The sequence below is a fragment of the Pseudoalteromonas sp. MMG033 genome, from assembly GCF_057197785.1.
The window spans coordinates 435,630-448,342 of record NZ_CM170070.1; the positions used below are offsets into that span (position 1 = coordinate 435,630).

The 12,713-nt window shown below is 44.4% G+C and carries 8 protein-coding genes and 1 pseudogene; 1 reads left to right on the plus strand and 8 read right to left on the minus strand.

Features of this window, described 5'->3' with window-relative positions:
* Positions 1 to 586: 586 nt before the first annotated feature.
* The 4 genes and pseudogenes from metH to AC2CZC_RS01965 form a co-directional block, all read right to left on the minus strand.
* Positions 587 to 3,214: a methionine synthase gene (metH, locus tag AC2CZC_RS01950; RefSeq protein ID WP_484583641.1), complete on the minus strand. Its 2,628-nt coding sequence runs from the start codon at positions 3,212 to 3,214 to the stop codon at positions 587 to 589.
* Positions 3,215 to 3,225: 11 nt separating this feature from the next.
* Positions 3,226 to 4,247 (minus strand): annotated as a pseudogene (locus tag AC2CZC_RS01955) (homocysteine S-methyltransferase family protein).
* Positions 4,248 to 4,305: 58 nt separating this feature from the next.
* Positions 4,306 to 5,253 (minus strand): homoserine O-succinyltransferase, encoded by a 948-nt coding sequence (locus AC2CZC_RS01960; protein ID WP_484583642.1) that lies wholly within the window; start codon positions 5,251 to 5,253, stop codon positions 4,306 to 4,308.
* Between the two features lie 300 nt (positions 5,254 to 5,553).
* Positions 5,554 to 5,748, minus strand: coding sequence for a hypothetical protein (locus tag AC2CZC_RS01965; protein ID WP_063362053.1), 195 nt, complete (start codon positions 5,746 to 5,748; stop codon positions 5,554 to 5,556).
* 233 nt (positions 5,749 to 5,981) lie between these two features.
* Between AC2CZC_RS01965 and AC2CZC_RS01970 the strand changes: the two genes are divergently transcribed.
* Positions 5,982 to 6,869, plus strand: a complete 888-nt coding sequence (locus AC2CZC_RS01970; RefSeq protein WP_484583643.1) for a DMT family transporter — start codon at positions 5,982 to 5,984, stop codon at positions 6,867 to 6,869.
* 158 nt (positions 6,870 to 7,027) lie between these two features.
* On the opposite strand, the gene AC2CZC_RS01975 is transcribed toward AC2CZC_RS01970, so the two are convergent.
* The 4 genes from AC2CZC_RS01975 to AC2CZC_RS01990 are packed head-to-tail and all read right to left on the minus strand — an operon-like array spanning position 7,028 to position 12,631.
* Positions 7,028 to 8,038, minus strand: a complete 1,011-nt coding sequence (locus AC2CZC_RS01975) for a phage late control D family protein (protein ID WP_484583644.1) — start codon at positions 8,036 to 8,038, stop codon at positions 7,028 to 7,030.
* Between the two features lie 6 nt (positions 8,039 to 8,044).
* Positions 8,045 to 8,257 (minus strand): tail protein X, encoded by a 213-nt coding sequence (locus AC2CZC_RS01980; RefSeq protein WP_039608581.1) that lies wholly within the window; start codon positions 8,255 to 8,257, stop codon positions 8,045 to 8,047.
* Positions 8,257 to 8,709 (minus strand): phage tail protein, encoded by a 453-nt coding sequence (locus AC2CZC_RS01985; RefSeq protein ID WP_063362055.1) that lies wholly within the window; start codon positions 8,707 to 8,709, stop codon positions 8,257 to 8,259. The genes AC2CZC_RS01980 and AC2CZC_RS01985 overlap by 1 nt, the downstream gene beginning before the upstream one ends.
* 37 nt (positions 8,710 to 8,746) lie before the next feature.
* The gene (locus AC2CZC_RS01990) at positions 8,747 to 12,631 is read right to left on the minus strand and encodes an ATP-binding protein (RefSeq protein ID WP_484583645.1); all 3,885 of its coding nucleotides are present in this window, start codon (positions 12,629 to 12,631) and stop codon (positions 8,747 to 8,749) included.
* Positions 12,632 to 12,713: the final 82 nt, after the last annotated feature.

Genomic DNA, 12,713 nt, shown 5'->3' on the forward strand with positions numbered 1-12,713 from the left:
GAGTTTTCAGACATGAGACTTAGCTTGTGTAACATTATTATTGTTCCTGATAATTCCTTGATTCTTTGTGAATTAATCCATTAATTCCTTAGGAGTAGGTTACTCTACTTTACTCCGACCTCTCCCAAAAAGTAAAAATCACTTATTTGTTAAATAAAAGGTTGGAAAACAGGAAAGATACATAATAATCACCCAAAAGTCACCACATCAACCCTTCAATTGTTAACTTTCAGTTTAAAAGTAACTTTTCTGCCAAATAGTACAAGAAGCGCAAAACTGATAAATTTTATATTGAATAGATGAAGCATGCTGCGTTTTTTGCTTAGCCATTCAAATCGTCCTAGCCTGTTTTGAATAGCTGTGAATTGAGTTGCTAGAGTGCGCACTATGGCCACTTATTCACGTTGCTCACCTGATAGTTGAGATGGTTTAAAACTTGTAAAATCGCTTAAGCCCTCAATTTTCACAACGTCAAAGCTACGACCTAGATTGATTTAATTACTGAGATAAACCACTTTTAGATAACAAGGAAATAGAGCATGACTGTGCGCTAAGTAACAAACAAAGCGCACATAAAGAGTCGTTACTAATTTTCATAACCAAGATTGGGAGATAGCCATCGCTCAGCTTCTTCTAAAGACATATCACTTCTTCGAGCATAATCTTCAACCTGATCTTTTTGTATTGCGGCAACGGCAAAGTACTTTGACTCTGGATGTGAGAAATACCAACCTGAAACCGCAGCGCCCGGCCACATGGCATAGGAGCTGGTTAATTTCATATTGATCCGGTTTTCTACATCCAATAGCGCCCAGATTTTTTTCTTCTCTGTGTGCTCAGGACAAGCAGGGTAACCTGGTGCAGGACGAATACCTTGGTAATTTTCGCGAATAAGTTCTTCATTGGTCAATGACTCATCTGCCGCAAATCCCCAATGCTCTTTTCGCACTTGTTCGTGCAAATACTCAGCGAAGGCTTCTGCTAATCTATCTGCAACCGCTTTAACCATGATCTTGTTGTAGTCATCTTGCTGCGCATCAAACGCATCCGCTAGGTCATCCTCTTCAAGCCCACCTGTCACCGCGAATGCGCCAAAATAATCGTCTATACCTTTTGGCGCGACATAGTCTGCTAAACAATAATTCGGAAAATCCGTTTTTTCAGTTTGTTGACGTAGCTGACAAGATTTCAGAATGACTTCTGAACGAGACTCATCAGTGTAAATTTCAATATCATCATCCACACGGTTTGCAGGGAATAAACCAATGACGCCAAGCGGTTGTAATTTGCCTGTTTGCTCCAAGTCATCGAGCATGGCGTTGGCATCAGCAAATAACTTTTTCGCCTCTTCACCGACAATCTCATCTTCTAAAATACGCGGATATTTACCCGCTAAAGACCATGTCATGAAATAAGGCGTCCAATCTATGTATTTACGCAATGTGGCAATGCTGACATCTTTAAACTCAGTAATACCCAGCTTTTTAGGTTTTGGTGGGGTATAGTTATCCCAATCCAATTTTGTCGCATTATCACGCGCACGGGCGAGCGTCACCGGCTTTGAACGCGGCTTTTTACGCGCTTGTTGCTCACGTACTTTGACATATTCATTAGCTGTTTTCTCTAGGAATACAGGCTTTTGAGTATCACTTAGTAGGCTAGACACCACCCCAACAGCTCGGCTGGCATTGTTCACATAAATAACGCCTTTGTCATACTGAGGCTCAATCTTCACCGCAGTATGGGCTTTAGATGTGGTTGCACCACCAATTAATAATGGAATATCAAAGCCGCGACGTGTCATTTCTTTCGCCACATGTACCATTTCATCCAGCGATGGAGTAATAAGGCCAGATAAGCCAATGGCATCTGCTTTTTCATCAATGGCCGTTTGCAAGATCTTTTCAGCAGGAACCATGACACCTAAGTCAACCACTTCATAGTTATTACACTGCAGTACAACCCCCACAATATTCTTACCAATATCGTGAACATCGCCTTTTACGGTGGCCATAACGATTTTACCGTTACTTGCGCCCTCTTCTTTTTCAGCTTCAATAAACGGGTCAAGGTAGGCCACAGCTCGCTTCATTACACGGGCCGATTTAACCACCTGAGGCAGGAACATTTTACCGGCACCAAATAAGTCACCGACCACATTCATTCCATCCATCAGTGGTCCTTCAATCACTTGGATAGGTTTATCAAAGCTTAAACGACACTCTTCTGTATCTTCATCGATATACTCAGTGATCCCTTTTACAAGGGCATGCTCTAGCCTTTTCGCAACCGGCCATGTTCGCCACTCTAAATCCTCTTTTTTCTCAGCTTGCGCCATACCTGAGTATTTAGGGGCAATATCCACTAAGCGCTCACCCGCACCTGGATCAGTATTGAGGATCACATCCTCAACAGCATTTCTCAATTCAAGTGGGATATCGTCATACACCGCCAATTGACTGGCGTTGACTATCCCCATATCCATACCAGCTTTAATGGCATGGTATAAAAAGACTGAGTGGATAGCTTCACGAACTGGGTTGTTGCCTCTAAACGAGAACGACACATTCGACACACCGCCTGATACCTTACAGTGCGGTAGGTTTTGCTTTATGCGGCGAGTCCCCTCAATGAATTCAACGGCATAGTTATCATGTTCTTCAATGCCGGTGGCAACGGCAAAGATATTCGGGTCAAAGATAATATCTTCTGGCGGGAAGCCAAGCTCATCCACAAGAATTTTGTACGAGCGCTGGCAAATTTCAAATTTACGATCTGCCGTTTCAGCCTGACCGACTTCGTCAAACGCCATCACAACAACCGCTGCACCAAAGCGCTTTAATACCTTGGCCTGTCGTACAAAAGGCTCTCTGCCCTCTTTCAACGAGATAGAATTGACAATGGCCTTACCCTGAATACACTTCAGGCCAGCGACTATGACATCCCACTTCGAGGAGTCAACCATAATAGGTACTTTTGAGATTTCAGGCTCAGAGGCAATCAAGTTTAAAAACTTCACCATCGCCATTTTTGAGTCCAACATGGCTTCATCCATGTTGATATCAATCACCTGTGCACCACCTTCAACCTGCTCTCTGGCAACTTCAAGCGCTGTTTCGTAATCTTCTTCTAAAATGAGGCGTTTGAATCGCGCTGATCCTGTGACATTGGTTCTTTCCCCAACGTTAGTAAATACAGCTGTAGATTGCGTCATAATGATACTTCCTAATTCAGATTACAGGCTTCAAGGCCTGATAAACGCATGCGTACTTCAAGCTCAGGGAGCTTACGCGGTGACACAGTAGTCAAACCATCCGCGAAGGCTTTAATGTGTTCAGGCGTCGTACCACAGCACCCGCCAACAATATTGATAAAGCCTTCTTTACCCCAGTCAACAATCTCTTTACTCATGTCATCGGCTTCTAAATCATACTCACCGAACTCATTCGGTAAGCCCGCATTAGGGTGCACTGATGTAAAGGTTTCACATACGCGTGATAGCTCTTCAACATAAGGGCGCAGTAGATCGGGCCCCAACGCGCAATTTAAACCAATCGAAATCGGCTTGATATGGCGAATAGAGTTATAAAATGCTTCTGTGGTTTGCCCTGATAAAGTACGACCAGACGCATCAGTAATAGTGCCTGAAATCATTACAGGCAACCTGACTCCTGCTTGATCAAATGCCTCTTCTACACCATAGGCAGCCGCTTTAGCATTGAGCGTATCAAAAATCGTTTCAATCAAGATAAGGTGTGCGCCGCCTTCGATTAAGGCAAGGGTTGATTCAATATATGCTTCCACCAGCGCATCAAAGGTCACATTACGATAACCCGGATCATTTACATCAGGAGAAATAGAACATGTTTTGATGTCGGACCAAGTACCCCGCCAACATAACGCGGTTTACTTGGATTTTTAGCGGTAAATTCATCACAGACTTGGCGGGCTAATTTTGCTGACTCGAAATTAATTTCACGGCTTAAACTTGCCATGTCATAGTCTTCCATCGAAATGGTGGTCGAGTTAAACGTATTAGTTTCGATAATATCAGCACCGGCTTCTAAGTATTCACGGTGAATTTGCTTAATCACATCAGGCTGCGTGAGGCTCAATAAATCATTGTTGCCTTTGATCAATACATGCCAATCTTTAAAGCGCTCACCACGGTAATCTTCTTCCTCAAACTTGTGTTTTTGGATCATGGTACCCATGGCGCCATCTAAAATGACAATACGCTCTTGCATGGTTTTTTTCAGCGCTTCAGATACGGCTTGGCCATCGATAGGCTCAAATGGCACACTGTTATTCGGCATAATTGTTAGTCCTTACGTCTTGGCTAACGAGATTAATATCGTACGGAGTTGTTTGGTAAACATAATAGTTTAACCAATTTGAAAATAATAAAAAGGCGTGACTTTGCCACGTTTTCGATGGCTTGGCGTCAGCATCATTATTTGGAAAATAATTTTCAGGCATAGGGGCATCCGGACCATTTTGCAAGTCACGCAAATATTCTTTTTGCAGTGTATCAGCATCATATTCAGGGTGCCCAGTAATATACACCTGACTGCCCGTTTTATTTTTAAGCAGGTATGCCCCCACTTTCTCGGAACCCGCAAGGACAACAAGGTCATCATTATTATTAATCTTATCAATGTCGATATGGCCGTAACGAGAATGCGGGACTAAAAACTCATCATCAAACCCGCGTGTCAAAGCACCGTGATCAAAATACACTTGATGTTTAAATACACCACATAGCTTTTGCTCTTTAAGATCTCGCTTTAAACCATGATGATGATACAAACCGGCATGAGCCGCCCAGCAGGAAAATAAAGTTGAGGTCACGTGGTTTTCAGCCCAGTCAAAAAACGCTTGTAGTTCTTGCCAGTAGATTACATCCGTATATTCCAAATGTGCCAATGGTGCACCAGTCACAATCAAAGCATCGTAGTTTTCGTCTTTTACTTCAGAAAAGTAACGATAAAACATATTTAAGTGCTGTTCGGAGTTTTCCGAACTACGATGCGTATCGAGACGCAATAAATCAACATTGACTTGCAGTGGGGAGTTGGCCAACAAGCGAATAAATTGAACCTCTGTTTCTACCTTATTTGGCATTAGGTTCAATATGGCTAAACGCATCGGACGGATCTCTTGAGACATGGCGCGGCTTTTTGGCATCACAAAAACATTTTCGTGACGCAGCCTCGCAATCGCGGGTAACTCGTCTTTAACAGTGATCGGCATGAGATCCTCCCCTAATTGGATAAAACTGACACTACTATAGTGGCTGACATTATGAACGAACGCCATAAAATATCAACTTCTAGATGTTCAGACGTCCAAATGAAAATCACTCCTAAAGGGCAAAATCAGGAGGACAGAAATAGACCGAAATCAAAGTAATAAAGAAACAGAGAGACATGGCTCAAAAAAAGCCAATTTAAAGAAGGGGTAAGCTACATTTAGCTTAGTTGGTAGGAAGGAATTAGAAGAAAAGAATATAGGGTGCTCAAGCAATAAGCACCCTGTCATGCAAGTAGATGATCAACTGAAATAGCCATAACCTAAGACGACACTCGCTATCAACCCTGTCGCTGCAAAAATGCCATATTCAATACCCACTTTTAAACGCTGCTCTCCTGCAAATTGCTTTGACTCCGTCATCGCCATAATGATGCATGAGATAAACATACAAAAGCCCAAAATAATTAAATTAATTTGAATTGCATCTAGGATCATTTCACTCTCCAGCACAAGGCCATAGGCCGATTTAAGCACACGACTATTTCAACACCGATGAGTGTAGCAAATTAAGTTCTAAAGTTTCAATAAAAACTGAAAGTTTCTTTTTAAGTGAGAGATATAAAGAAGAGAACAAGATAATCACAGACGATTAAACTCAATTTTATTGCATATATATACAAAATAATTACAGTACCGCCACATTAGCAAACAAGTAACTAAGTAAATTTGTGGGTATTGGAGAGATCGCTGCATTTTGTGCAGCTGCAGTATGGGCATTTTCGACTCTGCTCTATAAACGATTTAGTCATCATCTAAATCCATTAGAACTAAACGTCGCTAAGGGCGTTATCGCTTCGGCATTAATGGCGATCGTACTCCTTTTCACGTGGGATACGCAATTACCATCTAGCCATACGAGTTGGGGGTGGTTGATTGCCAGTGGCATTGTCGGCATTGCCATTGGTGACAGCGCTTATTTTGCAGCACTGCGCAATATTGGCCCTGCCCGCACACTGGTGATTGAATCACTCGCACCAGCCATCGCAGGGCTTCTAAACATCATTTTGTTAGGTGTTTATCTCTCTGCAATGGCTTGGCTCGGTATTATCATAACAACGATCGGCGTTATTATCGCGGTAAAGCCAAGCCAAAAATTGCCAAAACTAGATAAAGATATCTACCGAAAAGGGGTGTTATTTGCACTTGCAGCAGCCACTTGCCAAGCGGCTGGCATGGTACTTTCAAAAGGGGCACTCAATGATGACAGTATCAGTAGCCTTTGGGCTGCAATGATACGACTTGCTTCAGGCACCTTAGTCGTCGCCATGATAGTTGCTACACTCAAACAAGCATCACTGACTCGCTCCATTACGCTTAAAGGCATTGATGGCAAAGCCTGGTTATTTGCTGCGGTGTTTTTTGGCACCTTTATCGGACTATGGCTGCAACTTATCTCAGTCAACAATACAGATCCGGCGATTGCACAAACCATTTTTTCAGCAGCCCCTTTAATGGTAATGACCATGAGTTTGATCCGAAAAGAGCATGTTACACGTGGGATGATATTTGGTGGGATAACCGCATTGAGCGGTATTATTTTACTTTTGAGGGGATAAAAATTTAGGAAAGAGGCCATCTCAGCCAGTTTATGCATAGAGCAATGCACGTGAGCAAACCGGTAAGATGGCCTTGGAGGTAGGAGGTTTGGAAGGAAAAGCACCGCATGATCAGCAGTGCGATATGAAATATTTAATATAAAAGAGGTTGAAAAAGGTTATTCAGATAAAGTTTCGCATTGTAAATAGGACAAAAAGCCATGCCCATTGATGACATGCCTAACTTCTTTCACAAACCAAGATTTATCAAGCGCACTTTGTGTGCCTTGTACTTCAACCACGGCGCCCGCCACAATATCTGGATTGCCATACACCACCATATCCGCACTCACATGTGCTCGATTAAGCTGTGCCAGCTTACTATCCGCTGCATGTTGCGCACTCGCTTCATCTGCGTAGGTATATGGTAAAGTCAAACTAGGTGAGCCACCGCCCGCTGAGACCGTTTGTAACTGGGCGATATCCAAATCATGATATTTAGCCACCACTTCTTTGGTTAAGCGGTAATGCAATGTATTGAACTTCCAATCAACAATCCATTTGGGCTCAAGGGTTACTTGCGGTAAGGGCTGTCCCGACAATGATCGCCCAGTGCCCTTTTTCATGAACACTAGGTTGTCATTGATGATTTTCATCACCGCGTCATGCTGAACAGCTAGCTTGCTCATCAACTGCATATCGCTCTCACTTTGCTCAATGTGTGGCAAAGTGATGCTATCAAGCGCTGGGGCGATACGGGGGGTGAGTCCATATTCTTGTGCAATCTCAGAGATAAGGCTACCAAGCGTCAATGGGTTATCAGGATCGCTGGGCCAAGATTTTAGCTTAGCCGCTTTTAAGTTCTGATCCCAAAACACTTTATTACCCACTAGCTCCAGCGCACGTACTGGGCCCACAATCTGATATTCACCGACTTCAAACTCACCAAGGACAACACTAGGGGCTTTTCCGTCTTCGGTGCCTTGCTTGTAGCCCATCGCGATTTCAAGCTTATCGGTCGGTTCAGGTAAGGTGATAGGCGCTTTTTCAAGGTTGTCGAATTTAACCACGCACATGTCACTTAGCAGCCCAGTGCGAAGCGTCACACTGACTTCTGCGATTCTATCGCGTAGCTTTTCAGCAACCTCGTTACCATTGGCTTTTACTGAATATTGTGGCTGTAACTCCATTGCCAATTACTCCCAAATATTGATCTCACGTTGTACTTTTGGCTTAGGTACATCCGGTAAGACAATTTTAATATTTTCAGGGTAAATCGGTCCCAAGTCGGCAAGGCCATAGTTGGCTTCAAGTACACGTTCTACCATCCCTGAGCTGCGACCATAATGGCGAAAGCAAATCAAATCGAGACAGTCTCCATCTCGTGTAATGTAACTTACTGCACTCATTATTTATTTCCCTCATTACCATCGTAGCGTGACAGACGCATGCTAAATTGGATCTCTCTTGGAATACCATCATTCAAAAATAGCGTGCGGGTCTCATTGATTGATTTAATTACCCACTTGCCAAGTACTCGCCCCACACTCGGACTAGACTTACCACTTTCTTCTACATAGGTCAGCGTAAGAGGTACACCTTTGGTTGCCTCTTCTCGCATAAAGTCAAGCTGCTTTAAGCCGTTTTCAACCAGTTGCGGAAAGATAGTTCCGTCAAGTTCTAAAGTTTGCTCACCGACCCCAATAAATTGCTTTACCGGGCTGTTTTTGTCGGTTTGTGACTCAAGGTCTTTCCAGCGATATTCGGTATTAAACTGTAATTTTTGAAATGCCGCTGTACTGACTGAAAACTTATATTCGCCCAGCTGCATCATGTAATTGGCATGATTGATCTTTGCCATCGAAAGTCCTCGTATGAAAGCTTAAGGGGGACTCCCCTTAAGCTACTTCGTTATAATATCGAGCACGATAATCGCGCATCGCTTGTTGCTGCTGTTGATCTAGCACTTGCTTCACTTGCTGTGCTATCTCATGTGCTTGCTGTTCAGACTGTGCATTTACCGTGATATTTGCATTCACAGTAATATTGCCAGCAACATGTTGTGCTTGCACATCACTGCTGATTTGCGAGTTTGATGCACCCGACTCAGCAAGGGCCTGAGGTGTAGGCGTTGATAAGGAGGTTTTGGTCTTAGCAGCGTCAGTCTGTTGCGGTTTTTCATCACTAAACAGATTAGCGAAGAAATCTCCTCCGACTTGAGACATCACTGCATTCGTTAGATACCCGGCAACTGGTCCTAGGAATTTGCCATATTTTGGCACCATGCCAACAAAGTGAGATACAACCTCAGAAGTCACCGCGCCGGTTGCAGTACCGCCGATTGTGCGTGCTTTTTCCTCTGTTGATAAATCATCATTGACCGCTGCCTGATAAATAGTGTGACCATTTAATGCATGTCCGAACATTTGCCCTTGCTGAGAAGCCTTGTTCCACTTCCCATTTGGCTTACCCGAAGCTTGCTCAACCGCCGCCATAGTGCCAGTAAACATGTTCGCTTCATTGATGACATTGTCTTTGACAAATTGCAGAGGTGAGTTCGCGGGCTGCGACGTATTGTCAGAGGTTTTTGCTACTGGCTCTTTAAACTCGGTGTCAGCTTGGTTTTGTGCCAAACTATTTGATACTGGGACAGACTCATCTGCTTTGGCTGCTTCTTCTTTAGGTTCATCTTCGAACAGCCAACCGCCCAATGTATCACCTAGGGAAGAACCAAGAGACTCACCGCCAAATGCACCGATAGCACCACCAATAATGCCACCGATTGCCGTACCAACAACAGGTACCACGGAACCAATCGCAGCCCCCGCAGCAGCGCCGGCCAAAGCACCACCTGCGGAACCTAACGCCCCGCCAACAGCACTGGTTTTTTCACGTTTACTTAAAGAGTCATCGGTCAAAGCGGAGTAAGCATCAAAGCCACTCATTGCAATTGTTGCAGCTGCATTTAACCGACCAACACTTTTGAAGTTATTTTTCGCAAAATTCGCTATGCCACCGCCTTTTTGGCTGAAAAACTTACCCAACTTCGAGAATATTGCGTCATTCGCAGCCTTAGGCGCTTTAGATGACTTTCCAGGTTTTGACTGGTTAGTCGATTGCTGTTTAGATTGCTTATCTTTGTCTTGCTGCTTAGCTGACTCTGTTTTACTGTCTTGGAGTTGCTGATCTGCCGGTTTTGCTTTGCCACCGTCCAAGATTTTCAATACAGGCTTGGAGCGCTTTTTACGCTTATCCTGCTTTTTCTCAGGCGTCTGATTTAGCTTAGTTTCTTTGCGGTTATCAGCAGCATCGTTATCAACGTCCGAGGTCTTACTTTGCTTACTCTTTTTATCTCGCTTGGATTTCTTTTTACGCTGTTTTTTGGAGCTCTTCTTCGATTTCTTCTTCGACTTTTTAGACTGCTCCTCTTCCTCTCCATCACCTTCAAATAGTGACTCAAGACCTAGCTCGCCGAGCCCAAACTCAGCTAATAAGTCGGGAACAGCGCCAGTCAATGAAGATAGGTCGCCATTTAAAATACCTTTGAAATCGAGCTTCTCAATCAGCGCAGAGTGCTTGGTGAATAAACTTGCTGCATCTTGCAGCCCAAATGCATTAAGCAGCTGCGGTGCTTGCTGCATCAATGAGCTTAAATCACCCTCCAAAATCGCCTTAGTGTCTAGCTTTTGTAAAGCTGGTAGCGCCGCATCTAACGTTGCGCCGATCTCATCTAAACCTGCCGCCTTTAATAAACCAGGCGCTGCTGACATCAAACTTGAAACATCACCACTGGCAATGCCTTTCAAGTCAAGCTGTTGTAGCGCAGGCAGTGCCGCGCCTAACGTTTCAGACGCTTCATCTAGTCCAGCAGCTTTTAACAAGCCCGGTGCCGCTGACATCAAGCTTGACACATCCCCGCTGGCAATGCCTTTTAAGTCAAGCTGCTGTAGCGCAGGTAGAGCCGCTCCGAGTGTTTCGGATGCTTCATTCAAACCAACTGAGGCCAGCAAATCGGGCGCTGCCGACATCAAACTTGAAACATCACCACTGGCAATGCCTTTTAAATCAAGTTGCTGTAGCGCAGGCAGCGCTGCACCTAAAGTCTCGGATGCTTCATTCAAACCAACCGAGGCCAATAAATCAGGCGCCGCTGACATCAAGCTTGAAACATCACCACTGGCAATGCCTTTTAAATCAAGCTGCTGTAGCGCAGGCAGCGCTGCACCTAAAGTCTCGGATGCTTCATTCAAACCAACCGAGGCCAACAAATCCGGCGCCGCTGACATCAAGCTTGAAACATCACCACTGGCAATGCCTTTTAAATCAAGTTGCTGTAACGCTGGCAGAGCCGCTCCGAGTGTTTCTGATGCTTCATTCAAACCAACCGAGGCCAATAAATCAGGCGCCGCTGACATCAAGCTTGAAACATCACCACTGGCAATGCCTTTTAAGTCAAGCTGCTGTAATGCAGGCATGGCTGCACTGAGCGTGTTTGAAACCTGCTCAAAGCCCGCTGACTTTAATAACTCAGGCGCAATGCTCACTACTTGACTTAAGTCGCCATCGATAACACTTGCCAAGTCTAACTGAGACAAGGCAGGAATATGCTGTGCTAAAGATTGCGTCACCGCTGATAAATCTACCGCTTTGAGTAATTCAGGCGCCGCACTTTGTAGCGTACTTAAATCACCTTGCATCACCGCCGCGATATCGACTTGCTCAAGCGCTGGCAATGCCTGCTCTAAAGTTTGCGCGGCACTAGACATATCCAATGCATTGAGCACTTCAGGTGCTGCATCAACTAAGCTAGATAAGTCACCATTGAGTAGCTCTTTAACATTAAGCGCTTCAACAACAGGCAATGCACCTTCGAGTGTTTTAGCTGCTTCTGATAAGTCAAACGCATTCAACAGCTCTGGCGCTGCACTTGCTAAGCTTGTTATATCACCCTCAAAAACCTCTTTGAAATTAACCGAAGAGATGGCTGGCAACGTTTGCTTAACCACATCACTGGCTTTATCAAAGCCAAACGTTTCAAGCACCTGAGGAGCACTTTGGATCAGCGTATTTAAATCTTCATTGAAGGTCGCACTGCTGGTACCTTGTGCAATGCCCTGCGTGGCACTGATGATATCGCTACCCATTTGCGCAATACCCAATGCGTCAACCATGACAGGTGCAGCTTGGCGCAATGTATCAAGCTGCAAATCTAAGCTATTTTGCGCATCCGTATTTTGTACCTGCGCGGTTGCCGTGGCTATAGACTCACTCAATGCGTTTATAGGTAAGCCATCATAAAGCCGTGGCAGTGCAGCCTGCAGCTGTGCAAGCTCATTGCTTGCTGCTGTTTGTAATTGTTGAAAATCTAACGCCGATACTTGCTCTGCCAGTGATTTAATGGCACCGCTCAAACCTGTGCCATCACCAATTTTGGCATCCACTTGCGCTTTCAGCGTGTCCGCTTGTTGCTCATCTTGAGCCCCTTGCAGCATCTGCGCACTGTGCGTAACCGCATTATTTGACTTTGCTTGTGCGCTGGAAAATTGCGTCAAATGGGTTGAGATTACCTGACTGGTATTGCCTAGTAATTCATTGACATTAACATTGGCTAATTGCCCTATCACAGCCTCTAATGCGCTGGTATCTAATGGCTTTTTAGCTTTAACCAAATTAGCAAGCAAACTGCCTAATTGAACATTTGGATCAACCTGATCCTGCTTAGGTAGGCGGTACTTTACTTTGTTCTTTGAACGGTCTTTTGCAGACAATCCTTGATGTTTCATAATCATACCTAGGAAGAGAAATAAGCGGGAATGTGTGGATTGCACAGCGCAACGAACGGCACTGTGCCAAGGTTGATAGCTC

Bases quoted from the DNA above. Each gene is read 5' to 3' on its own strand.
- metH (WP_484583641.1), bottom strand. From the start codon at position 3,214: ATGACGCAATCTACAGCTGTATTTACTAACGTTGGGGAAAGAACCAAT.
- AC2CZC_RS01960 (WP_484583642.1), bottom strand. From the start codon at position 5,253: ATGCCGATCACTGTTAAAGACGAGTTACCCGCGATTGCGAGGCTGCGT.
- AC2CZC_RS01965 (WP_063362053.1), bottom strand. From the start codon at position 5,748: ATGATCCTAGATGCAATTCAAATTAATTTAATTATTTTGGGCTTTTGT.
- AC2CZC_RS01975 (WP_484583644.1), bottom strand. From the start codon at position 8,038: ATGGAGTTACAGCCACAATATTCAGTAAAAGCCAATGGTAACGAGGTT.
- AC2CZC_RS01980 (WP_039608581.1), bottom strand. From the start codon at position 8,257: ATGAGTGCAGTAAGTTACATTACACGAGATGGAGACTGTCTCGATTTG.
- AC2CZC_RS01985 (WP_063362055.1), bottom strand. From the start codon at position 8,709: ATGGCAAAGATCAATCATGCCAATTACATGATGCAGCTGGGCGAATAT.
- AC2CZC_RS01990 (WP_484583645.1), bottom strand. From the start codon at position 12,631: ATGAAACATCAAGGATTGTCTGCAAAAGACCGTTCAAAGAACAAAGTA.